24 protein-coding genes and 1 tRNA gene are annotated in these 23017 nt (G+C 70.7%); 14 read left to right on the forward strand and 11 right to left on the reverse strand.

Annotated features, from left to right (window positions below; all coding sequences use genetic code 11):
* Positions 1-82: 82 nt before the first annotated feature.
* The 9 genes from ACZ51I_RS02800 to ACZ51I_RS02840 all read left to right on the forward strand — a co-directional run bounded on the left by ACZ51I_RS02800 (position 83) and on the right by ACZ51I_RS02840 (position 6118).
* Positions 83-427, forward strand: coding sequence for an SCO3933 family regulatory protein (locus ACZ51I_RS02800; protein ID WP_468871060.1), 345 nt, complete (start codon positions 83-85; stop codon positions 425-427).
* Positions 428-430: 3 nt separating this feature from the next.
* Complete coding sequence (locus tag ACZ51I_RS02805; protein WP_468871061.1) at positions 431-1786, forward strand: FtsK/SpoIIIE domain-containing protein; 1356 nt, start codon at positions 431-433, stop codon at positions 1784-1786.
* Positions 1787-1868: 82 nt separating this feature from the next.
* Positions 1869-2564 (forward strand): DUF2637 domain-containing protein, encoded by a 696-nt coding sequence (locus ACZ51I_RS02810; protein WP_468871062.1) that lies wholly within the window; start codon positions 1869-1871, stop codon positions 2562-2564.
* Positions 2565-2576: 12 nt separating this feature from the next.
* Positions 2577-2768: a mobile element transfer protein gene (locus tag ACZ51I_RS02815; protein WP_468871063.1), complete on the forward strand. Its 192-nt coding sequence runs from the start codon at positions 2577-2579 to the stop codon at positions 2766-2768.
* A gap of 19 nt (positions 2769-2787) precedes the next feature.
* The gene (locus ACZ51I_RS02820; RefSeq protein WP_107425749.1) at positions 2788-2946 is read left to right on the forward strand and encodes a hypothetical protein; all 159 of its coding nucleotides are present in this window, start codon (positions 2788-2790) and stop codon (positions 2944-2946) included.
* An 11-nt stretch (positions 2947-2957) separates the two neighbouring features.
* Positions 2958-3290: a SpdD-like protein gene (locus ACZ51I_RS02825; RefSeq protein ID WP_468871064.1), complete on the forward strand. Its 333-nt coding sequence runs from the start codon at positions 2958-2960 to the stop codon at positions 3288-3290.
* A gap of 88 nt (positions 3291-3378) precedes the next feature.
* Positions 3379-4776 carry a replication initiator protein RepSA gene (gene repSA / locus ACZ51I_RS02830; protein WP_468871065.1) on the forward strand — a complete coding sequence of 466 codons (1398 nt, stop codon included), beginning with the start codon at positions 3379-3381 and terminating at the stop codon, positions 4774-4776.
* Complete coding sequence (locus ACZ51I_RS02835) at positions 4773-4982, forward strand: excisionase family DNA-binding protein (RefSeq protein WP_341623205.1); 210 nt, start codon at positions 4773-4775, stop codon at positions 4980-4982. Before repSA ends, ACZ51I_RS02835 begins: the two co-directional genes overlap by 4 nt.
* A complete protein-coding gene (locus ACZ51I_RS02840) occupies positions 4982-6118 on the forward strand; it encodes a tyrosine-type recombinase/integrase (RefSeq protein ID WP_468871067.1) in 1137 nt (378 codons plus the stop codon). The genes ACZ51I_RS02835 and ACZ51I_RS02840 overlap by 1 nt, the downstream gene beginning before the upstream one ends.
* Before the next feature lie 99 nt (positions 6119-6217).
* Here ACZ51I_RS02840 and ACZ51I_RS02845 read toward each other — a convergent pair.
* Positions 6218-6292 (reverse strand) — tRNA-Val (locus tag ACZ51I_RS02845).
* A gap of 446 nt (positions 6293-6738) precedes the next feature.
* On the opposite strand from ACZ51I_RS02845, the gene ACZ51I_RS02850 reads away from it, so the two are divergent.
* Entirely contained in the window at positions 6739-8088 is a 1350-nt protein-coding gene (locus ACZ51I_RS02850) for a hypothetical protein (protein WP_468871681.1), read from the forward strand.
* 55 nt (positions 8089-8143) lie between these two features.
* Positions 8144-8356, forward strand: coding sequence for an FmdB family zinc ribbon protein (locus ACZ51I_RS02855; protein WP_468871069.1), 213 nt, complete (start codon positions 8144-8146; stop codon positions 8354-8356).
* 8 nt (positions 8357-8364) lie between these two features.
* On the opposite strand, the gene ACZ51I_RS02860 is transcribed toward ACZ51I_RS02855, so the two are convergent.
* From ACZ51I_RS02860 to ACZ51I_RS02870, 3 genes are read right to left on the reverse strand one after another with little or no spacing between them, the layout of a single operon-like run.
* Positions 8365-9204, reverse strand: a complete 840-nt coding sequence (locus tag ACZ51I_RS02860) for an HAD family hydrolase (protein WP_468871070.1) — start codon at positions 9202-9204, stop codon at positions 8365-8367.
* A complete protein-coding gene (locus tag ACZ51I_RS02865; protein WP_468871072.1) occupies positions 9201-11735 on the reverse strand; it encodes a phosphoribosyltransferase in 2535 nt (844 codons plus the stop codon). The genes ACZ51I_RS02860 and ACZ51I_RS02865 overlap by 4 nt, the downstream gene beginning before the upstream one ends.
* An 18-nt stretch (positions 11736-11753) precedes the next feature.
* A complete protein-coding gene (locus ACZ51I_RS02870; RefSeq protein ID WP_468871073.1) occupies positions 11754-13070 on the reverse strand; it encodes an HpcH/HpaI aldolase/citrate lyase family protein in 1317 nt (438 codons plus the stop codon).
* 186 nt (positions 13071-13256) lie between these two features.
* On the opposite strand from ACZ51I_RS02870, the gene ACZ51I_RS02875 reads away from it, so the two are divergent.
* Positions 13257-14153 carry a TerD family protein gene (locus ACZ51I_RS02875; RefSeq protein ID WP_468871075.1) on the forward strand — a complete coding sequence of 299 codons (897 nt, stop codon included), beginning with the start codon at positions 13257-13259 and terminating at the stop codon, positions 14151-14153.
* Between the two features lie 16 nt (positions 14154-14169).
* Here ACZ51I_RS02875 and ACZ51I_RS02880 read toward each other — a convergent pair whose 3' ends face one another.
* The 6 genes from ACZ51I_RS02880 to ACZ51I_RS02905 all read right to left on the reverse strand — a co-directional run bounded on the left by ACZ51I_RS02880 (position 14170) and on the right by ACZ51I_RS02905 (position 18562).
* A complete protein-coding gene (locus tag ACZ51I_RS02880; RefSeq protein WP_468871076.1) occupies positions 14170-14907 on the reverse strand; it encodes a TerD family protein in 738 nt (245 codons plus the stop codon).
* A gap of 102 nt (positions 14908-15009) precedes the next feature.
* The gene (locus ACZ51I_RS02885; protein WP_468871077.1) at positions 15010-16158 is read right to left on the reverse strand and encodes a DUF475 domain-containing protein; all 1149 of its coding nucleotides are present in this window, start codon (positions 16156-16158) and stop codon (positions 15010-15012) included.
* Between the two features lie 28 nt (positions 16159-16186).
* Positions 16187-16762 (reverse strand): TerD family protein, encoded by a 576-nt coding sequence (locus ACZ51I_RS02890; protein WP_468871078.1) that lies wholly within the window; start codon positions 16760-16762, stop codon positions 16187-16189.
* Positions 16763-16844: 82 nt separating this feature from the next.
* Positions 16845-17420: a TerD family protein gene (locus tag ACZ51I_RS02895; protein ID WP_026058190.1), complete on the reverse strand. Its 576-nt coding sequence runs from the start codon at positions 17418-17420 to the stop codon at positions 16845-16847.
* A gap of 139 nt (positions 17421-17559) precedes the next feature.
* Entirely contained in the window at positions 17560-18018 is a 459-nt protein-coding gene (locus ACZ51I_RS02900) for a peroxiredoxin (RefSeq protein WP_468871080.1), read from the reverse strand.
* 121 nt (positions 18019-18139) lie between these two features.
* A complete protein-coding gene (locus ACZ51I_RS02905) occupies positions 18140-18562 on the reverse strand; it encodes a DUF3052 domain-containing protein (RefSeq protein ID WP_189802002.1) in 423 nt (140 codons plus the stop codon).
* A 441-nt stretch (positions 18563-19003) separates the two neighbouring features.
* Here ACZ51I_RS02905 and aceE point away from each other — a divergent pair, with 441 nt between their 5' ends.
* Both aceE and ACZ51I_RS02915 read left to right on the forward strand, forming a co-directional pair.
* Positions 19004-21736 carry a pyruvate dehydrogenase (acetyl-transferring), homodimeric type gene (gene aceE / locus ACZ51I_RS02910; RefSeq protein WP_468871082.1) on the forward strand — a complete coding sequence of 911 codons (2733 nt, stop codon included), beginning with the start codon at positions 19004-19006 and terminating at the stop codon, positions 21734-21736.
* Between the two features lie 79 nt (positions 21737-21815).
* A complete protein-coding gene (locus tag ACZ51I_RS02915) occupies positions 21816-22604 on the forward strand; it encodes a potassium channel family protein (protein ID WP_468871083.1) in 789 nt (262 codons plus the stop codon).
* On the opposite strand, the gene ACZ51I_RS02920 is transcribed toward ACZ51I_RS02915, so the two are convergent.
* Entirely contained in the window at positions 22585-22968 is a 384-nt protein-coding gene (locus ACZ51I_RS02920; RefSeq protein WP_468871084.1) for a peptidase inhibitor family I36 protein, read from the reverse strand. The two genes, ACZ51I_RS02915 and ACZ51I_RS02920, sit on opposite strands and share 20 nt — an antisense overlap.
* Positions 22969-23017 lie beyond the last annotated feature (49 nt).

A 23017-nucleotide genomic window follows, 5' to 3' on the forward strand; every position in this document is an offset into this window, starting at 1 on the left:
TGTACAGGAGTGGTGCACTCTTCTTCATGTCACTCCTATACAGGAGTGAAGGAGACCAACCCCTATAGAGGAGTGATCCACTGTGCGTCAGATCCCCGTCGACACCTCCGCCGCGATGGTGATGGTGGCCCAGCCCCCGGCCCCGAAGATCGCGAACCGCCAGACCGGCGAGATCGCTACCGACCGGGACACCGGTGCCCCGCTGATGACCATCGACGTCATGTTCGTCATGGACGGGAACGCCGAGATCCTCAACCTGACCGTGCCCAAGACCGGCATCTCCGAGGAGCTGTCCATGGGCACCCCGGTCGCCCTGACCGGCGTCGTCGCCCGGCCCTGGGAGAATGAGTTCAACGGCCAGAAGCGCCACGGCATCAGCTTCCGCGCCGTCGCCGTCACCTCGCTCGCCGCCGCGAAGGTCGGCTGACCCATGACCGCTTTAACGGTCACCCTCGCGCTGGTCGCCTCGGTCGCGCTGCTGCTGCGGTGGCAGCGGCCGGCCTGGTACTGGATGACCTTCGGTGTCATCTTCGCCGTGGTGCGGATCCTCGCCCGGTACGCGTCGGTCATGGACGCGTGTGGGCTGACCGTCCCGCCCTCGCGCTGGCGCCTGGCGCTGGCCCGGATGACCGGCCGGCCCATCCCCGACTCGCGGGCGCCCCGGATCCTGCGGCTGCGGCCGACGCGTACCGGGCTCGTGCTGCGGGTGAAGCTGCGTCCCGGGCAGGACGCGTTCGACTTCTCCGCCGCATCGGACCGGCTCCGGCACTCGTTCGTCATGCAGAACGTCACCGCCCGGGAGGTCCGCTCGGGTGTCGTCGAGCTGCGGATGACCGGGTACGACGTCCTCAAGCGGGTCCAGATGCCCGCGGCTGCCCGCGGTGGGGTGATGCGGGTTCCGATCGCCATGCGGGAGGACGGGGAGGTCTACTACCGCGACTACCGCCAGACCCCGCACGCCCTGAACGTCGGTGCCACCCAGTCCGGGAAGTCCGTCTATCAGCGCAACCTCGTCGCCGCGCTCGCCACGCTGGATGTCGCCCTAGTCGGGATCGACTGCAAGCAGGGAGTTGAACTCGCCCCGCTCGCCCGACGGTTCACCGCCTTGGCCGACAATCCTGACGCAGCTGCCGACCTCCTCGACGCCCTCGTCGAGCACATGGAGGAGGTCTACCAACTGATCCGACGCGAGCAGAGATTGAGCGCAGACCTGCCGGATGCGGAGATCACCGCCGACATCTGGGACCTGTCCGATCACCTGCGACCGAAGCCGATCGTGCTCCTGGTCGATGAGGTCGCCGAACTCGCCCTCTTCGCCACGAAGGAGGAGGAGAAGCGGCGGGATCGGATCATCACCTCCCTCGTCCGGCTCGCCCAGCTCGGCCGCGCCGCCGGTATCTACCTGGAGGTCTGCGGGCAGCGCTTCGGCTCCGAGCTCGGCAAGGGCATCACCATGCTCCGCGCCCAGCTCACCGGCCGCACCGCTCACCGCGTCAACGACGAGACCTCCGCCAACATGGCTTTCGGGGACATCGCCCCGGACGCCGTCCTCGCCACGGTCCAGATTCGCACCGACCGTCCCGGCACCGCTGTCGCCGGCGACTCCTCCGGTGGGTGGGTCCGCATCCGTACACCCCACCTCTCGCTCCGGCGGGCCGTGAACATCGCGAACTCCCACGCGCACCGCACGCCCGAGATCCCCGCACTGGACGCCTTCCGGCCCGTCCTTCCGCCTCTGGGCAAAGCCGCGGCACCCTCGGCCGTCACGGCTCCTGCGATCGCCTGAATCCCCTCGCTCGACGGTGGCGTGACCGCTTCACGCCAGGTCCCTACCCCGCCCATGCCCGAAACCGGAAGGAGGACCCGCGATGCGTCCCATCCGCCGACCGGACGCCGTCCTCGTACAAGCCGTGATCGCTGGCGCCTTGTCCTTCGCTCATCTCCACGACCTGGCTGCGGTTGCCGGACAGTCCGGTTGGAAGGCTTGGGCCTACCCGGTCTCCGTGGATCTCCTGCTCGTCGCCGCCTGGCACCGGCTTCGGACCTCGCGGGCCGCCGGTGAACCTGCCCGCTCCGCCTGGACGTGGTTCATGGTCGCCCTGGCCGCGTCGCTCGGTGCGAACGTCGCCACCGCCGGTCTCCTCGACCTCGGCAACGTCCCTGCCTGGCTGCGCATCCTCGTCGCGGGCTGGCCTGCCCTCGCGTTCCTCGGCGGGACCCTTCTTGTCCACTCCCCCGGACATCCGGCGGTCGCCAAGCCTGCCGAACCCGACACGGACACCGAGCAACCCTCGGCCGTGGGAGCGGTCATCGAGCGGGATGACGTGGTCGAGCCGGAGCCCGAGATCGCCGCCGCCCCGGCCCTCCCCTCTCCGGAACCGGAGCCAGTCCCGGAGCCCGCACCCGCCCCCGTGGCCGTACCGCCGGCGCTCGTCGCTCACGCCCGGAAAGTCGCCGACGACTACCGCGCCCGCACCGGCTACCCGATCGACACCGACACCCTCCGCGCCCGCCTCGGCGTCCCGGCCCTTATGGCCAACGCCATCGCCGCCCAACTCGCTTGAAGGGAGACCCTCATGACCCCTCGCGATCACTTCCACTCCGTGATGCGGATCGGCCCGGTGCAGATCGGCACCCACCGCGACCGTCACGGCCGCACCAAGTACGCCGCGGTGTGCACGGCCGACGGCTGCGGCTGGTCCACCGAGTACTCCAGCTCCTCGGCCGCCCAGCTCGCCGCCCGCACCCACCGCTGCCAGCCCCGCTGACCTCGAAGGAACCCGCCTCGTGGACGTCCCCCTCTGGCTCGCCCTGATCGTCGTCGGCGGCCTCGGCATCAAGCTCATCCGCCCGCCCTGGTGGCTCGTCGCCGTGATCCTCCTCGGCGGCTACCTGCTCGCCGACAGCGTCCTCGCCCCGCTCATCGACACCACGATCAGCAAGTAGGGAGAACCGTCATGTTCCAGCCGCGTATCCCGGTCAACCCGCTTCCGACCGGCATCGTCACCCCGCTCGTCCAGCCGACCGTCACCGCCGACATCGCGCCCCACCAGACGGCTGCCTCGGTGGTCTGCAACCACCACCACGCCCCGGTCCCGACGCCGTCCGCCGCTGTACGCCTCACCCCCGCCGGCCTGGCTGTGGTTGTCGCCGGCGGCGTCGGAGCCGTCCTGGTCGTCGGCACGGTCCTGGTCTCCATGCTCCTCGCCGTCGCCGTCAGCGCCGCTTCGGTCGCCGTGTGCGCCGTCGTCCTGCGCTCGCTCCTCAACGGCCAGCAGCGGCGCCGCTAGTCGGGCCTCCGGGCGGCTCAACCGCCAAGTCTCCGCCGCCCGGAAGCCCCGCTCCTACCCAGCTCGCAGAACCAGAAGGAAGCACTCCATGATGACCGTCCCAGCCGCCTCGTCGGCGGGATTCGACACTGCCACCCTGGGCGACATGCTCCGGGTGGCCGGATCCCCCGACTTCGACCGCTGGAAGGAGCAGATCCACCGCACCGGCGGCTGTTCCCACCCCATCCACCTCCAGGGCTGGACCCTCACCCGGGACAAGACCACCGGCAAGACCCTCCACCGGTACTCCACCGACACCGAGCCGGGCGCACGCCTCCGGATCGCCTGCGGCAACCGCCGGGCCTCCCGCTGCCCCGCCTGCGCTTGGACCTACGCCGGAGACACGTACCACCTCATCCGCGCCGGCCTCGCCGGAGACAACGCCCGAGACATCCCCGCCGCCGTCCGCGAGCACCCCCGCGTCTTCCTCACCCTCACCGCTCCCTCCTTCGGCCCGGTCCACAACCGCCCCGGCACCCGGCCCTGTCGCTGCGGCGTCCGCCACGCCGAGGACGATGCCGCCCTCGGCACGCCGCTCGACCCCGAGTCGTACGACTACGCCGCCGCCGTCCTCTTCAACAACCACGCCGGGCAGCTCTGGCAGAGATTCACGAACCGCCTCCGTCGGGAGATCGCCGCCACGGCCGGCCTCTCGCAGAGGGAGCTGAAGGCTGTCGCCCGGATCTCGTACGGGAAGGTCGCCGAGTTCCAGAAGCGGGGCGCCGTCCACTTCCACGCCGTCGTCCGCATCGACGGCCCGGACGGTCCCGACTCCCCGCCGCCGTCGTGGGCGACCACCGAGCGCCTCACCGATGCCATCCGCGCCGCCGCCACCCACGCGTACACGACCGTGGCTGTCCCCGCCGCTGGCGATCAGCCGTTACGTCGCCTCCGGTGGGGCACCCAGCTCGACATCCGGCCCGTGAAGGCCTTCGGTGACGGCTCCGACATCACCGAGCAGGCCGTCGCCTCCTACATCGCCAAGTACGCCACGAAAGCCGCCGAGACCACCGGCAGCCTCGACCGCCGCATCGGCAACCGTGAGGCCCTGGCCCTCCTCGGCGTCCCCGACCACACCCGTCGCCTCGTCGAAGCCTGCTTCGACCTCGACCCGCTGTACCCGGAGCGGCGCCTCCTCGCCTGGGCCCACATGCTCGGCTTCCGAGGCCACTTCTCCACCAAGTCCCGCCAGTACTCCACCACCCTGGGCGAGCTCCGCCAGACCCGCGCCGACTACCGCGCCGCCCAGGAACGCACCGCTCGCGGCCTCGACGACATCGAGCCGGACACCGTTCTCGTCCTCACCTCCTGGTCCTACGTCGGACAGGGCCACTCCCCCGGCGAGGCCGCCCTCGCCGCCTCCATCGCCAGGGACATCCAGCTCAACCGTGAGACCGCCCGCGAAGCCCTACACGACCAATTCGCCTTGGAAGGAGCAACCGCATGACTGACCGACTGCTGACCGTGGGCCAGGCCGCTGAACTCCTCGGCACCACCGAGAGGTTTCCGCGTCGGCTCATCGCCGAGCGTCGCATCGTCTTCGTCAAGGTGGGGCGGCATGTCCGCATTCCTGAGCGGGCCTTGGAGGAATTCGTCGTCGCCCACACTGTCCAGCCGATCACCACTCGTCGCCGATTCGCGGCGGTGGCCTGATGGCGAACAGCAAAGGCAAGCGCCGCCGCTTCGGTGCAGTGCGGAAGCTGCCCTCAGGGCGTTTCCAGGCTCGCTATCAGGGGCCCGACGGGCTGACGCGATCCGCGCCCGAGACGTTCGCCTCGCAGACCGATGCCGATCGGTGGCTCGTCCGCAAGGAAGCGGAAATCCTCGACGGCAAATGGAAGAACCCGGACGACAAGGTTCTCTTCGGGGTGTACGCCGATGCCTGGTTCAAGGAACGTGACTACGCGGCCACCACCCGCGAACGCAACGGCAGCGCTCTGCGCCTTCACATCCTGCCGACCTTCGCGGGCGTGGTCCTGAGTGAGATCACCACGCCGCAGATCCGCCGCTGGCGAGCTGGCCTCCTGGAGTCGGGTGTGGGTGAGCCCACGGTCGCCAAGGCTTACCAGATCCTCCGCGCCATCATGAACACCGCGGTCGACGACGAGCTGATCCAGCGCAACCCCTGCCGTATCAAGGGCGCCGGGGCCGCCAAGACAGCCGAGCGACCGTTCCTCGACGTCACCGAGGTCTTCCAGCTCGCCGACGCCGTGCCGGCGCGCTTCCGGGTGTTCATCCTGCTGGCGGCCTTCACCGGCCTCCGCTTCGGGGAGCTCGCCGCGCTTCAGCGCCATGACGTCGATCTCGACCGGCGAACCGTCGCCGTGCGGCGTTCTCTGGCGGAGACCCGCACCGACGGCATTCTGGTCAAGACGCCCAAGAGCGCGGCCGGTGTCCGGACCGTCGCCTTCCCGGCCTCGCTGGCGAAGAGCCTGGCTACTCACCTCGCCGTCTACGCCGAGCCGGGTCGGACCGGGCTGGTCTTCACCGGGGCCCGCGGCGGGCAGCTGCGTCGGAACAACTTCCGCCGGCTGTGGCTGCGGGCTCTGAAGGACACCGGCCTCCGCGACGTCCATTTCCACGATCTGCGCCACACCGGGAACACCCTCGCCGCGACCGGCGGTGCCACGACGCGTGAGCTGATGCAGCGGATGGGGCACTCGTCCGTGCGGGCCGCGCTGATCTATCAGCACCTGGTGAACGGGCGTGACCACGTCATCGCCGCCCACGTCGACGAGCAGATCAAGAAGGTCCGGCCGGGCGAGTCCGGCGACGCATCTGGCACGTAACTGGCACGACGCCCCTCCCCGCCTTCCCGGCCGGGGAACGGACAAGGCCCAGGCTCCCGGTTCAGTACCGGTGACCTGGGCCTTTGTCGTGCTACCTACTGGTGGGCGCGGACGGTTTCGAACCGCCGACATCTGCTTTGTAAGAGCAGCGCTCTACCCCTGAGCTACGCACCCGTGGAAGAGGCAACAGCCTACATGGCGTCGGGGTGGGTGCTGCAAACGCATGGGCCCCGGGACAGGGAGTGGCTGGGGTTCGGCGTTGACGGGCCTCGCGTCGCTGCTGGCCGGCGGTCGCCTCTTCCGGGGGTGTGACCGGCGAGGGGCCCCGCCGTGACCGCAGCGGGCGCTTCGTGAGTCTGTGCAGTGGTGACCGGGATGTCGTCGCGGTGGCAGTGAACTGACCGGGCCGTGTGTTCGTCCTTACCTGGTGGGAGAATGAACCGGACCGGGCACGGCGGACACAGCACGGGGAGTAGTACGTGGCGGCGAGCGACGCTAGGGGGTGTCTTGTCGAGCAGGCCGGATCAGGGAGCGGCGTCCGGTGGCCTGCATCGCGAGGCGGTGGAGGGGGTCGGCGCGGGGCGTCGGCGAGGCTCGGAGCTGGGCGTCGCGAGCGCGGCCTGATCGGGAGGGCATCGGCGCCCAGGGGTTCCTCCGGGTTGCGGTTGGCTCTCGCGTTGCCCCTGCTGGTGGCCGCGTTGCTGCCGCAGGCCTTCGCCGGGGGCGGGACGCGCCGGTGGTTCGGGGGGCGTGGTGAGGGGCAGCGGGCCGAGGCGCAGGCCGCCAAGGACGCCGCCGCGGCCGCCTTCTACGAGCTCGACACCGCCCAGCGCGGGCTCCGCATCTCCATCGAGACGATCACCGCCGTGGACAGCTCGCCCGAGGCGCGCCGCGCCGTCGACGGGTTCGAGGCGCTCGGGCGGCGGATCGACGAGGTCAGTCAGGGTTATATCGGTGCCGTCGACGCGCATGATCTTGATCGGGACGAGCTGGACGCCGCCACCGCCTCCCGTGCCCGCGCCGAACTGACCCGGGCCAAGGAGGAGCTCGACCGCGTCAAGGGCGAGTTGGACCGGTTCGAGGAGGGGCTCGCCCCGCTCCTCGGGCGCGCCGAGACGCAGCTCGCCCAGCTCGCGCCCGCCGTCGAGCGCGCCCGGCAGGCGCTGCGGGGTGCCAGTGGCGCGCTGGACGCCGTACGGGAGGGTGGGCTGCGCGCCGACGACCTCGCCGTACGGCTCGCCCGGCTCGGACCCGAGCTGACCCTGCTGAACGAGGGCGCCGGCCGGCACGGGGTTCCCGAGACCCTGCAGCGCGCCGACCGCGTGTTGCGGGACGCCGAGGCGGTACGGGCGGAGGCCGAGCGGCTGCCCGAGCGGGCCGCCGAGATCGACAAGCGCCTCGTGTCGCTGCGTACCCGCACCGAAGCGCTCACCACCCGCGCCGGAGGTGTGGAGCCCGTCCTCTCCGAGCTGCGGCGTCGGTACGCGGCCGCCTGCTGGCAGGACCTCCAGCACGTGCCGGAGCAGGCCGTCGTCACCCTCCGGCAGGCCGGGGAGCGGCTCGCCGAGGCCGGGGAGGCGCGGGCCGAGCAGCGCTGGCCCGACGCCACCTCGCTGCTCTCCACGGCCCGCGCGCTCCTCGACTCGACCGACGAGGCCGTGTCGGCCGCCGGGGAGCGGCTGCGCCGCCTCGACGCCGTCGCGAAGGACCCCAAGGCGGAGATCGACCGCACGCGGTTCGCCGTACGGGACGCTCAGCGGCTCGCGATGGCGGGGCGGAACACGCCCGACCCCCGCCACGCCCGGCCCCTCGACGAGGCCGTCGCCCGTCTCGACCGGGCCGTGGAGGGGTTGGAGGGCCGCCACCCCGACTACTGGCACTTCCTGACCGAGCTGGAGGCCGTCCGCGCCGCCGCCGCGCGGGTCGTCGGCCAGATCCGGGAGGAGCGGGGGTCCGGCGCCGCCCACTGAGGGGGGCGGGCGGCGGGTACTGATGCCGGGAGCGGTCCGCCGTTAGCCTGGTGCCATGCCTCGTTACGAATTCCGCTGCCGCACCTGCGGCGACACCTTCGAACTCAGCCGTCCCATGGCCGAGTCCTCCGCTCCCGCCTCCTGCCCCGCCGGGCACGACGACACCGTGAAGCTGCTGTCGGCCGTGGCCGTCGGCGGAAGCGGCACCGCCGCCCCCGCGCAGGGCGGTGGCGGCGGCGGTTGTTGCGGTGGGGGCTGCTGCGGCTGACCCTCAGGTCAGCCGGCGGCCGCCGCGCGGAAGCGGCGGAGGATCTCCTCCCCCGCCGCCACGCCGCGCTCCGCGAGGACGTCGAGGTGGGGTGCAGTCCAGTCACTGTCGGCCAGCTCGCCGTGGCCCGGCCGCCAGGCGCGGTCCGCGGCGAGCAGCAGGTCGGCGTCGAGGAGCGAGTCCCCGGCGGCCAGCGTGAGGGTCGCTCCGGTGCGGCGGGCGACCTCGCGGACGGCCGCGCTCTTGGTGAGCGGCTTCGGTACGGCGTACACCTTGCGGCCCTGGAGCGAGACGGTCCAGCCGCGGTCGCCCGCCCAGCCGCCGAAGCGGGCGAGCCAGTCCTCGGGGAGCCGCTCCCGCTCGACGACGAGGTAGGCGAAGAGGTCCTCGGCCACCCGGTGCTTGCGCACCCAGGAGAGGTCCGTCGTGGCCGTGAGGTAGGCGCGGATCTCGGAGAGCGGCGCGCATTCGTCGTCGAGTCTGCGCAGGACGGACTCGTGCCAGTCGCGGTCGGAGACGCCGTCGACGAGGATGTGCCCGCCGTTGGCGCAGATCGCGTACGCCGGCGCGGTGCCCGGCAGCTGGATGCGCTGGTACTGCTTGCGCGTGCGCGTGGTGGTGGGCACGAAGACGGTCTCGGCGGTGAGCCGCGCGAGGAGCTCGGCCGCGTCCTCGGTCATGTAGGAGAGCGGTTTGGACTCGTGGACCTCGACGCAGAGCAGCCGGGGCGCCTGGGCGTCCGGCATGCCGAGGGCGAGGGCCGCGCTCGAGTAGATGAGGGTGCGGTCCAGGTCGCTCGCGACCAGCGTGGGCGTCGAGCCCGTCGGCGTACTCGTGGGTGTGCTCACTGGGACACCACCGCCTTGCCGTCGGCGCCTGTCGCACCCCGGGTGTACTGAGGGTGAATCAGGCCCACGCAGCTGTACGGGAGTTCGTCGACCATCTCGACCGGCACACCGCGCTGCTCGGCGAGCAGCCGGACGTGCGCGAGGTCGGCGTCGGCGCCCCGCTTGGCGAGGATCTTCCAGGGGACGCGGCGGAGCAGGACGCGGGTGGTCTCGCCGACGCCCGGCTTGACCAGGTTGACGTCGTGGATGCCGTACTCCTCGCTGATCCGCTCGACGGCCGCCCAGCCCTCCCAGGTGGGGGTGCGGTCGGCGACGAGGAGTTCCTTGACGTCCGTGTCGACGGTCGCGGCGACCTCGTCGAAGCGGGCGGCGACGGCGTCGAGGAACGCCCCGGAGACGTCGGACTCGGCCAGCTCCCGGTAGAACTTGGCGCCGTGGAAGTCGTCGGGCCCGACCAGGTCCGAGCGGAGGACCGTACGCGATATCAGGCCGGAGACCGTCGAGTTGAGGCAGGCGGAGGGGATGAGGAAGTCCTCGCGGGTGCCGTAGGTGCGGACGCAGGAGCCCGGGTCGGCGAGGACCGCGATCTCCGGGTCGAAGCCCTCGAACTCCTTGACCGCTTCCGCGAGTTCGCGGGTGATCGCGCCCTTTCCGGTCCAGCCGTCGACGAACACGACGTCGGCCGGGTCGTGGTGGGCGGCGAGCCAGCGCAGCGCGTTGGCGTCGATGCCGCGGCCGCGCACGATGGAGACGGCGTAGTGCGGGAGGTCGAGACCGTGGCGGGCCTGCGCCCAGCGGCGCATGAGGACGCCCACGGGGGTGCCCGCCCGGGCGAGGGAGACCAGGACCGGCCGTGCGGACCGCTCGGCGAGCACGGTCTCGGTCACCGTGCCGACGGCGCGGGCGATCCGGGCGGCCGAGCCCTCCAGGGCGGCGTGGAAGAGCTCCTGGTAGCGCTCGCTGGGCTGGTACTCGACGGGGAGCGACTCGGCGTAGTGGGCGCCGCCGCTCTGGATGGCCTCCTCGCGTTCCTCGGTGGGCGCTTCGAGTTCGACGTCCGAGAGGTCCTGGAGCAGCCAGCCGACCTCTTCGGGTGCGTACGAGGAGAAGGCGGGGCCGCGGAGGGGCTCGGGCAGCATGGAGCTCCTTTCGGGAGCTTCGGTGGCGGAGACCGTGGGGGTGTAGGACGGGATCACCGCGAGCACGACGCGCGGGATGTGCGCGGCGAGCTGGGCGAGCAGGCCGTCCGGGGCGTGCAGGGCCGGGGTGTCGGCGGCGGAGTCGACGACGAGGACGACGGCGTCGAAGCCCGCGCCCGCGACGTTGTAGGCGTAGCGCTCGCCGGGGCCGTCTGCGGGGTCGTCGTGGGCGGGGAAGACGAGCCGGGTGCGTATCGCGTAACCGGGGTCGTCGACCGCGAGGACGGGCGAGCGGGTGGTGGTGGAGTAGCGGACGTCGTGGCCGGCGCCCTCCAGGGCGGTGGCGAGGCGCAGCGGCGCGTACATCAGCTCCTCGAAGCCGAGGACGAGGACGCGGGGACCCGCGGGGGTCGTCGCGTTTCCCGCGGGACTCTCGTGGGGCTGCCGGGGCCGGCCCGGGGCGTCCTGGGCGGCCTCCTCGGCTCCCCGGTCACGTCCCCCGGTGACCGCTCCCACGTCCCGCAGCGCCTCGGTGAGCGCGGACGCCATCGTGGGCAGGGCCGCCTCCAGGCGTTCCCGGTGCTCGGTCGTGAAGCCGTGCCGCCCGCCGTCGGGGAGCTCTGCGGGCCAGCCCAGCTCCACCCGTACGGCCTCCTGCCGGGGCGCCGGCGGGGAGGGCAGTCGTACGGAGGCGGTCTCGTGCTCCGCCACCAGTGCCTGGCCCTTCTCCAGGACCCCTTCCGGGAGCCGGACCGTTCCCGCGGCGCCGGCTATCAGGTCGACGCGGGCGCCGATCTCCGTCGCGAACGCGTCCAGGCGGCCGAGGTCGGCGGCGGAGCGCATGTCGACCAGGGCCACGACGACGTACCGCTCGCGCGGGTAGCGCTCGTGCAGGGCGCGGATGGTGTTGAGGACGGTGTTGCCGGTGGAGAACTCGTCGTCGACCAGGACCAGCGGCCCGTCGCCCACGAGGAGCTTCGGGTCCTCGGGCAGCAGGAGGTGCGAGGTGGCGTGGGAGTGGGACTCCTCGAAGCCGCCCGCGCGGGCGACGCCGGGCACCGGGCGGCGGGTGGAGTGGAGGTACGGGGCGAGGCCGAGGCCGTCGGCGACGGCGTGCCCGAGGGCGGTGGCGGTCTCCGCGTACCCGAGGACGACGGACCGGGCGGCCTCCTCGTCGCCGAGGAGCTCGCGGACGCGCCGGCCGAGGGTGAGCCCGGAGCCGTACACGACCGAGGGGCGCTGCGGCACGTGCTTGCCGAGCACGCTGGAGACCAGCAGGTGCGCCCGCTTGGGGTTGCGCCGCAGTGCGAGGCCCAACAGGGCCGGCAGCTCCTCGTCGCCGATCAGTTCGACGCCCAGTCGCTCCGCGACCCACGTTCCGGTCCACACCACGTCGTCGACGTCCCTTCGTCAGCCGGCCAGGCCGGCGGTGAGCAGATCCACGAAGCCGACGTCCTCCTTGGCGACGCCGAACACCTCGGCGCGCAGGAGGGTGCGCTCGGCCCACGCGCGATGCGGCTTCACCTCGTTCATTTTGTTCGTATAGGCGGAACGGAGCACTCCGCCGCCGTCCCGGTCGGGCCGCAGGATGTCCTGGGCGTCGCTCCACTCCTCGTGGCTGACCACGGACAGGGCGTGCACCGGCACCACGTGGGTGGGGTGGATGCAGGTCTTGCCGAGCAGGCCGTTGGCCCGGTCGAGTTCGATCTCGCGGAGCAGTCCGTCGAGGTCGTGCTGGATCAGGGCGGTGCGCAGGTCCTCGGCGCGGCCTTCGAGGAAGGGGCTGCGGCGCAGCTGTGGCTTGAACATGCGCTCGCCGGGTCGGAAGTACTCCCAGACGGGGCCGGTGACGGTGAAGCCGGTGCCGTCGGAGCGGCCGAGGACGTTGACGACGTCGGCGATGACGTTCGCGACGATCTTGATGTCGTAGGCGGTCATGTCGGGCGAGCGACGCAGCCCGTAGGCGGAGCAGAAGTCGGTGACACCGAGGCGGAGGGCGAGGACGCGGTCGCGGTACTTGTCGGTGATCGCGGCGATGCCGGCGAGGGTCTCGGCCCGGGTCTCCAGGTGGAGGAGTTCGGGGGACTCCAGGACGGGCATGGCGAAGAGGCGCCGGCCGCTGGTCCGCTCGGCCTGGGCGAGCGCTTCGAGGAAGGCGTGACCTCGGGCCTCGGTGAACTTGGGCAGCACGAATCCGGACAGCAGGCGCACGGACGCGCCGAGGCGGTCGACGAGGTCGGTGATCTGGCGCGGTTCGCGCACCCGGATGAAGAGCAGGGGCAGGTCCGTGGCGGTGTCGGCGGCCGTCACGGGCCCGGTGGCGGTGTCGGTGCCGGTGAGCGCCACGGGCCCGGTGGCGGTGTCGGCGTGCGTCGACGTCCCGGTCCCGGTGGCGGAGTCCGAGCCCGTCGGAGCGCCCGTGTCGGTGTCGGCGTGCGTCGACGCCCCGGCGGCGAGGTCCGCGAACTCCCGGACGAGGTTGGCCTCGCCCGCCTCGACCTCGGCGTCGCTGATCGAGTCCTCCAGGCAGAGCACCATCGAGACCACTCCCCGCGCGGCCTGCTTGCGCACGGCGTCCGCGAGCCGCGGCCGGGTGGCGGGGCTGTAGAGCGTGGCGCCGAGGGCCACCGCCAGCGTGCGGGCGGGCGAGTCGGCCGTGAACTCGACCGGCTCGCGGTGGAACAGCCCGGTCCGCACCGCGGACGGGATGTGCCCGAAATGACGCATGTGAGTCCCCCGTCTGCCGGTTCGGGCCCTGATGACATGTGGCCGGTAATAGTACGTAGGTGCGGGTGTCCGTAGTTCCCACCCTGCATGAAATTCAGGTAACTCGTCAGCATCCGTCGCCCCGGCCCGGCATCGGTGGCGCCCCCGCGTTGTCCGCGGGTCGGACGGGAGGGCAGGATTGCGGTCATGACGCACGCGATGCTGAAGGGCTCCAACGTCCCTCTCGACACCGCGGCCGTACGGGCCGTGCTCCGCTGGACCCCGGGCCCCGGGGTCCCCGACGTGGATGCCTCGGCCCTGCTCCTCGGGCCGTCGGGGCGCGTGCGGTCCGACGAGGACTTCGTCTTCTACAACCAGCCGCGCCACCCCTCGGGCCTGGTGCGGCGGCTGCCGAAGAAGCGGGTCGCCGAGGGGCTGACGGACACCGTGGAGGCCGACCTGGCCGGGCTCGAAGCCTCGGTCGACCGGGTGGTGATCGCGGCCTCCTCCGACGGCGGCACCTTCCGGTCCGTCTCCGACCTGCGGATCCTGCTGTACGACGCGGGGGCGGGTCCCGACCACGAGCCGCTGGCGCTGTTCGACGTGACGGCCGAGACCGGCGAGGAGACGGCGGTCATCTGCGGCGAGCTGTACCGGCGCGGGGACGGCTGGAAGTTCCGCGCGGTGGGGCAGGGGTACCTGACGGGGCTCGTCGGTCTCGCCACGGACTTCGGCATCTCGGTCGACGAGGACGCCGCGCAGGAGGCCGCGCAGGCGGCCCAGGACGCTCAGGACGCCCTGAGTTCCACTGGCGACGCCTCCGGCGCCTCCGGGACCCAGGAGCCCGCCGCAGGCCCCGGCTCCCCCGCCACCGGTCCTCACGGGCCAGATCTCGACGCGACCGTGGTCCACACCCCCGTACCGCCGCAGCCGACCGTACCGCCCATGCCTGACCGGGCGCCCGCCTACGGCTACCCGCAGCCGCCCGTGAACGCCCCGGCAGCCCCCGCGTACGGCTACCCGCAGCCGGTGACCGCGCCTGCGCAGAACCCGGCGCCGGACTTCCGCATGCCGCCGATGGGCCCGCAGTTCGTCCGGACCTGAGCCGAGGGGCAAGGGGTCAGGCCTTGGTCTTGTAGCCGCGTCCCCACTGGAGTCCCCAGCCGTACAGCCGGTCCAGTTCGGCCTGGAAGCCGTAGACGAACCGCACCTCGCGGCGGACGATCAGCTCGCCCTTGACGTTCTCCATGGAGAAGACGGCGCAGGAGCGGGCCTGCGGGGCGCGCTCGTCGAGGTCGATCTCGATCCGGGGGCCGTTGCTCGGGTAGAGCGTGACCTTGGCGTGCGTCCGGTCGAAGGCCGGTGTCTGGTCGTAGATGTACACGAAGAACAGCAGGCGCTTGAGCTCGTCCCGGCAGTCCAGGTTGACGAAGATCGTCTCCCCCGAGGAGCCGCCGAAGCGGTCGTCGCCGCTGAGCTTCACGTACGGGGCGGTGTTGAGGTCCCCGAAGAAGCCGCCGAGCGGCTGCACGACCCCCTTGCTGCCGTCGGTGAGCTCGTAGAGGCAGCCCAGGTCGAGGTCGACGTTGACCATGCCCTGGGTGTGGGCCTGGACGACCTCGGGCTTGAAGAGCTGGGCGGGGTTCCGCAGCAGCCGTCCGCTCTGGCGGGAGCGGCCCTCGATGTCGGAGGTGCGCATCCGCCAGGACAGGTTCACCCGGAGGTTGCCGGTGGCCGCGCCCTGCTTGGTGAGCGAGACGGACGGGCGCCGCTTCGTCAGGTCGATCGAGTTCGACGCGGCGCTGCCCGAGTCGAAGTGCGCCGTCTTCGGCGGAAAAAGGTTGTCCCAGAAGGCCATGCCGCCTTCACCCCCCACTGGTCGTCTGCACCGCGCACATGCCTGCGGGGCGGCCGGTGCATCGGCCGCCCCGCAGTGAAGCGTTCCTCGCTGCCGGGGGTGTCACACCCCGGACGGCACCTCTGTCTTGTCGTCCGAGGAGCCTGAGCCTCCCTCGGCCGCCGCGATCCGCTTGTTGCGGCGGACGGAGGACCAGAAGGACCAGGCGATGAGGATGACGCCGATGGAGCCGGTGATGACCTCGGGGATCTCGTACTGGATGGTGACCAGGAGCAGCACGGCGAGGGCGCCGATCGCGTAGTGGGCGCCGTGCTCCAGGTAGACGTAGTCGTCGAGGGTGCCCTGGCGGACCAGGTAGACCGTCAGCGAACGGACGTACATGGCGCCGACGCCGAGGCCGAGCGCCATCAGGACGATGTCGTTGGTGACGGCGAAGGCTCCGATGACACCGTCGAAGGAGAAGGAGGCGTCGAGGACCTCGAGGTAGAGGAACATGAAGAAGGCGGCCTTGCCGGCCAGCTGGACCGCGGAGACCTTCTTGCCGCTGCGCTTGGCCTCTTCCTCGGCCTCGTGCTCGCGCTCCTCTTCCTCCTCCAGCTTGTTCTCGAAGTAGCCGGAGAGACCGCCGACGACGAGGTACGTGATGAGGCCGGCGATGCCGGAGATCAGGACCGTCTGGGCCTTGTCGACGTGCATACCGCCGTGCTGGTGGGCGTGGGTGGCGAAGGTCATCGCGCTGACCAGCAGGACGACGAGGGCGATGCAGACCGACAGCATGTCGACCTTGCCGAGCTTGGCCAGCGGGCGCTCGATCCAGCGCAGCCACTGGATGTCACGGTCCTCGAAAATGAAGTCGAGGAAGATCATCAGCAGGAACATGCCACCGAAGGCGGCGATCGACGGGTGCGCGTCGGTCACCAGTTCCTGGTACCTGTCCGCGTCGTTGAGCGCGAGGTCGACGGCCTCGATGGGGCCGATCTTGGCGCTGATGGCGACGATCACGACGGGGAAGACGAGCCGCATGCCGAAGACGGCGATGAGCACGCCGACCGTGAGGAAGATCTTCTGCCAGAAGGCATTCATCTTCTGCAGGATTCCGGCGTTGACCACCGCGTTGTCGAACGAGAGGGAGATCTCGAGGACGCAGAGGATCGCGACGATCCCGAACGCCTTCCATCCCCCGTAGGCCACCGCCGCGGCCAAGCCGAGCACAGTGATCGCGAACGACCAGCCGAAGGTTTTCAGAATCACTGTCTACCCCATCGTGAAATTACAGGCTTTACGAAACGTTGACCCCGAAGTCTAGAGCGATGCCCCGGAGCCCGGACGCGTACCCCTGTCCCACCGCCCGGAACTTCCATTCGCCGTTGTAGCGATAGAGCTCGCCGAAGATCATCGCGGTCTCGGTGGAGGCGTCCTCGGAGAGGTCGTACCGGGCGAGTTCCTGGCCGTCCATCTGGTTCACGACGCGGATGAATGCGTTGCTGACCTGGCCGAAGCTCTGGCCGCGGTTGTCGGCGTCATGGATCGACACCGGGAAGACGATCTTGTCGCAGTGGGCCGGCACCTTGGTGAGGTCCACGAGGAGGGACTCGTCGTCCCCGTCACCCTCACCAGTGAGGTTGTCGCCGGTGTGTTCGACGGAGCCCTCGGGGCTGCGGAGCTGGTTGTAGAAGACGAAGTACTCGTCCCCGAGCACCCGGCCGGCCTGGCACAGCAGCGCGCTGGCGTCGAGGTCGAAGGGGGCTCCGGTGGTGGAGCGCGCGTCCCAGCCGAGCCCCACGAGGACCTGGGTGAGGTTGGGTGCGGCCTTGGAGAGGGAGACATTGCCTCCCTTGGCGAGCGTGACGCCCATGATGCTGTTCCTCCCCGGTGGTGATGAGGCACGTCCGGCGCCGCACGGGACGTGCGGCGCCGGACGGTTCGAAGGGTTCGGCTCAGACGTTGACGCCGAAGTCCTGCGCGATGCCGCGCAGACCCGAGGCGTACCCCTGGCCGACGGCGCGGAACTTCCACTCCGCGCCGTGGCGGTAGAGCTCGCCGAAGACCATGGCGGTCTCGGTCGAGGCGTCCTCGGAGAGGTCGTACCGCGCGATCTCGGCACCGCCGGCCTGGTTCACGACGCGGATGAACGCGTTGCGCACCTGGCCGAAGGACTGCTGGCGGTTCTCCGCGTCGTAGATCGAGACCGGGAAGACGATCTTGGCGACGTCGGCCGGCACGGTGGCCAGGCTGACCTTGACCTGCTCGTCGTCGCCCTCGCCCTCGCCGGTGAGGTTGTCACCGGTGTGCTCGACCGAGCCGTCCGCGCTCTTCAGGTTGTTGAAGAAGACGAAGTCCTGGTCGTTGCGGACCTTGCCCTCCTCGCTCACCAGGATGGCGCTGGCGTCGAGGTCGAAGTCCGTACCGGTGGTGGTGCGGACGTCCCAGCCCAGACCGACGGTCACGGCGGTGAGGCCAGGGGCCTCCTTGGTCAGCGAGACGTTGCCGCCCTTGCTGAGGCTGACTCCCACGAGTCCCTCCATAGGTTTTCAGGGGCAGCGCCCCCGGTGGTGCGTTGGCATCGGATCAACGACTGGATCCTAGTGACGGGTTCCCGGTCGAAACAGTCGATTCGCCCGGTGAATCCGAGGGTGTCGGACCCGGGGACGCTCAGAGGGCTTCGAGGGCCTTGACGTAGTCGCCGGCGTCGCGGGCGTCCGACAGGGCGTTCACGACGGTCCAGCGGACGACACCCGCCTTGTCGATGACGAAGGTGCCGCGGACCGCGCAGCCCTTCTCCTCGTCGAAGACGCCGTACGCCCGGGAGGCCTCGCCGTGCTTCCAGAAGTCGGAGAGCAGCGGGAATTCCAGGCCCTCCTGGTCGCCGAAGACGCGGAGGGTGTGGATGGAGTCGTTGGAGACGGCGAGGAGCTGGGTGTCGTCGTTGACGAACGCGTCGAGGTTGTCGCGGAGCTCGCGCAGCTCACCGGTGCAGACGCCGGTGAAGGCGAAGGGATAGAAGAGCAGCACCACGTTCTTCTCGCCGCGGAAGTCGGAGAGCCGCACGGTCCGGCCGTGGTTGTCCTTGAGCTCGAATTCCGGGGCCTTGGTGCCGACCTCGATCGCCATCGCGTACGCGTCCCTTTCGACGGGGCCCGGGCCTTGGGCCGTACCGGTGAACCCCACCCTACGGCCTGCGCGCGAAAGCCCCCGCCGGTGGACCGGCGGGGGCTTCTCGCTAGCGTGGTGATCAGCGCTTGGGAGCGGCCAGGCGGGTGCCCGTCCAGTCCTTGGCGATGCTGATGCTCTTGGTCTGGGAGAGACCAGCTGTCTGCGCGGCATCCTGGATGTCGGACGGCTCGATGTAGCCGTCACGGCCGGTCTTCGGGGTCAGCAGCCAGATGTTGCCGCCGTCTTCCAGAAGACCGATGGCGTCCACCAGTGCGTCGGTGAGATCGCCGTCCTCGTCACGGAACCACAGCACGACGACGTCGGCGACGTCGTCGTAGTCCTCGTCCACGAGGTCGGTTCCGATGACGGACTCGATGCCTTCACGGAGATCCTGGTCGACGTCGTCGTCGTAGCCGATCTCCTGGACCACCTGTCCGGGCTCGAACCCCAGCCTCGCTGCCGGGTTGGTCCGCTCCTCCGCGTGGTCCGCGGTCGCGCTCACGGCTTGCCTCCTGCTCATTCGGTAAATGCTGTGGGCCACGCGTATGCGCGCGGCGCTGGCCGTAGTCCACACGTGCCGGGGCGGATCGCGCAAGTACCCGGCCTCCGAGACCGCCGAAACGGTGACGTTTGGGGCCGTCTCGCCCCAACTTCCGGCATCGTCGGACCCTCCTCCGTGATCAGGCACACATGATTCGTCCGGTTTTAAGGACGTCTGCGGTTTCAGTCTGCCGAACGTCCGCACGAAACGCATGCGCGGGTTGGGCGTAAGGTTGCGATTTGACCGCACCCGGAGGTCTGCCGGAGGTCTGGAGGGCACGGCGGGGCACCCCCCGGGGGTTACCCCTGGGTAAATGTGACGTCCGCCGCCGTCCGGGTACACGATGGACATCCCCACCACCCCCGTGGCCTCGTGGGCTCCACCGAACAGCGAAGGAAGAGCGTGGCTCCCGGATCCGATCGCAACCCGATCATCATTGGCGGCCTTCCCAGCCAGGTCCCGGATTTCGACCCGGAAGAGACCCAGGAATGGCTCGACTCCCTCGATGCCGCCGTCGACGAGCGGGGCCGTGAGCGTGCCCGCTACCTCATGCTCCGGCTGATCGAGCGGGCCCGCGAGAAGCGCGTGGCCGTGCCCGAGATGCGCAGCACGGACTACGTCAACACCATCGCCACCAAGGACGAGCCGTTCTTCCCGGGCAACGAGGAGATCGAGCGCAAGGTCCTCAACGCCACCCGGTGGAACGCGGCCGTGATGGTCTCGCGCGCCCAGCGCCCCGGCATCGGCGTCGGCGGTCACATCGCGACCTTCGCCTCCTCGGCCTCCCTGTACGACGTCGGCTTCAACCACTTCTTCCGCGGCAAGGACGAGGGTGACGGCGGCGACCAGATCTTCTTCCAGGGGCACGCCTCCCCCGGTATCTACGCCCGCGCGTACCTTCTCGACCGGCTGAGCGACACCCAGCTGGACGGCTTCCGCCAGGAGAGGTCGAAGTTCCCGAACGGTCTCTCGTCGTACCCGCATCCGCGGCTGATGCCGGACTTCTGGGAGTTCCCGACCGTGTCGATGGGTCTCGGCCCGCTCGGCGCGATCTACCAGGCGCGGATGAACCGGTACATGGAGGCGCGCGGCATCGCCGACACCTCCAAGTCGCACGTCTGGGCCTTCCTCGGCGACGGCGAGATGGACGAGGTCGAGTCGCTCGGCCAGCTGTCCATCGCCGCCCGCGAGGGTCTGGACAACCTCACCTTCGTCGTGAACTGCAACCTCCAGCGGCTCGACGGCCCGGTCCGCGGCAACGGCAAGATCATCCAGGAGCTGGAGTCGATCTTCCGGGGCAACGGCTGGAACGTCATCAAGCTGATCTGGGACCGCTCCTGGGACCCGCTGCTCGCGCAGGACCGCGACGGCATCCTGGTCAACAAGCTGAACACCACCCCGGACGGCCAGTTCCAGACGTACGCCACGGAGACCGGCGGCTACATCCGGGACCACTTCTTCGGCGACGACCACCGGCTGCGGGCCATGGTCGAGGGCATGTCGGACCAGCAGATCTTGCACCTGGGCCGCGGCGGCCACGACCACAAGAAGATCTACGCGGCCTACGCGGCGGCGAAGGCCCACGCGGGCCAGCCGACCGTGATCCTCGCGCAGACCGTCAAGGGCTGGACGCTGGGACCGAACTTCGAGGGCCGCAACGCGACCCACCAGATGAAGAAGCTGACGGTCGACGACCTCAAGCGCTTCCGCGACCGGCTGCACATCCCGGTGACGGACCGGCAGTTGGAGGACGGTCTGCCGCCGTACTACCACCCCGGCCGGGACTCCGAGGAGATCCAGTACATGCACGACCGCCGCCGGGCGCTGGGCGGGTACGTGCCCACCCGGGTCGTGCGGGCGAAGCCGCTGGCCCTCCCCGACGACAAGGCCTACGCGGCGGCCAAGAAGGGCTCCGGGCAGCAGTCGATCGCCACCACGATGGCCTTCGTCCGCATCCTGAAGGACCTCATGCGGGACAAGGAGATCGGCAAGCGCTTCGTGCTGATCGCCCCCGACGAGTACCGCACCTTCGGCATGGACGCGTTCTTCCCGAGCGCCAAGATCTACAACCCGCTGGGGCAGCAGTACGAGGCGGTGGACCGCGAACTCCTCCTCGCCTACAAGGAGTCGCCGACCGGCCAGATGCTGCACGACGGCATCTCCGAGGCCGGCTGCACGGCCTCGCTGATCGCCGCCGGTTCGGCGTACGCCACGCACGGCGAGCCGCTGATCCCGGTGTACGTCTTCTACTCGATGTTCGGCTTCCAGCGGACCGGCGACCAGTTCTGGCAGATGGCCGACCAGCTGGCGCGCGGCTTCGTGCTCGGCGCCACCGCCGGCCGGACGACGCTGACCGGCGAGGGCCTCCAGCACGCCGACGGCCACTCCCACCTCCTCGCTTCGACCAACCCGGCCTGCATCGCCTACGACCCGGCGTACGGTTTCGAGATCGCGCACATCGTCAAGGACGGTCTGCGCCGGATGTACGGCCCCGAGGCCGAGGACGTCTTCTACTACCTGACCGTCTACAACGAGCCGATCCAGCACCCCGCCGAGCCCGAGAACGTGGACGTGGACGGCATCCTCCAGGGCATCCACCGCTTCAAGGCCGGCGAGGCGGGCGCGATCCCCGCGCAGATCATGGCCTCGGGCGTCGCCGTGCCGTGGGCGATCGAGGCGCAGCGGATCCTCGCCGAGGAGTGGAACGTCAAGGCCGACGTCTGGTCCGCGACCTCCTGGACCGAGCTGCGCCGCGAGGCCGTGGCGGTCGAGGAGCACAACCTGCTCCACCCGGACGAGGAGCAGCGCGTCCCGTACGTGACGCGCAAGCTCCAGGGCTCCGAGGGCCCGTTCGTCGCGGTCTCGGACTGGATGCGGTCGGTGCCGGACCAGATCTCCCGCTGGGTGCCCGGCCCGTACACCTCGCTGGGCGCGGACGGCTTCGGCTTCGCCGACACGCGCGGTGCGGCCCGCCGCTACTTCCACATCGACGCGCAGTCGATCGTGCTCGCCGTGCTGACCGAGCTCGCCCGCGAGGGCAAGGTCGAGCGCTCGGCCCTGAAGCAGGCCGTGGACCGCTACCAGCTCCTCGACGTGGCCGCCGCCGACCCGGGCGCCGCGGGCGGCGACGCCTGACGGCAGCCACGCCGTTTCAGCTGGTGAGGGCGGTGGGACGTGGTCCCGCCGCCCTTCGCCGTTCCCTACGATGCCGTTCATGCCCGTCATGAAGCTCCGCTGGGAAGAGCGCACCCAGACGCCGCTCCTGGTGCTCGCGGTCGCGTTCGGCATCGCCTACGCGGTGCCGATCGTGGCTCCCGGCGCCGAGCCGTGGGTGCACCGCCTGTGCACCCACGTCGAGTGGGTCGTCTGGGGTGCCTTCGCGCTCGACTACCTGGTCCGTCTCGGACTCGCCCCGGACCGCTGGCGCTTCGTGCGCAGCCATCCGCTGGACCTGCTCGCGGTGATACTGCCGATGGTGCAGCCGCTCCGGCTGCTGCGGGTCGTCTCCACGCTCCTCCTCGTGGGCCGGCGGGCCCGGATGGCCCCGCAGATAACGCTCACCACGTATGTGGCGGGCGCGGTGGTCGGGCTGATGATGTTCGGCTCGCTGGCGGTGCTGCACGTGGAACGGGACGCTCCGAACGGCAACATCAAGACGCTCGGGGACGCGGTCTGGTGGTCCTTCACCACGATGACCACGGTCGGCTACGGCGACCACGCCCCGACGACGGGCCTCGGGCGGGTCCTCGCCGTGGGCCTGATGCTCTCGGGCATCGCCCTGCTCGGTGTCGTCACGGCCAACATCGCGGCCTGGTTCATCTCCCGGTTCGACCGCGACGACGCGGTGGAGCGGCGGCAGACGGAGCTTCTGGAGGCGCTCACCCAGGAGGTGCGCGAGCTCCGCGCCGAGGTCGCGCGACTCTCGGTCGCGACGGCCCCGCCGGGACCGCCGGGACCGGACGAGCCGCACGACGTCCCCTCGCCTACCGCTCCCAGAGCTTGAACGCTCTGACCTCGTAGGCCGTCTGCGGCGCCCAGGTCCCCCGCCCCGGATACGTCTCGAACTCCCCCGTCTCCCCGCACTCCGCCGACTGGTACGTCGTGACCGGCCGCCCCGTGCGGTTCGCGAGGGACTGGGCCGAGGCGCCGGCCGGCAGGGCGACACAGCTGTCGATGTCGGTCGTGGCCAGCTCGTACGTCCACGGCCTGCCCTTGAAGTCGGGCCTCGGCCAGAGGCAGAGCCGGCCGGGCCCGCACGCTCCGAGAGCGGTCCCGGCCGCCGCAGCTGCCGCTGCCGGCGCGGCTACGGCGGCCGGGGCGGTGGCCGGTGCCGTCAGAAGGGCGGCCAGGGCGGCCGTGATCATCATGACTGTCTTCGTATACATACTGGCGAACCCCCGATTCGTCACTCTCCGT

This window comes from Streptomyces sp. NPDC034084, from assembly GCF_055575535.1.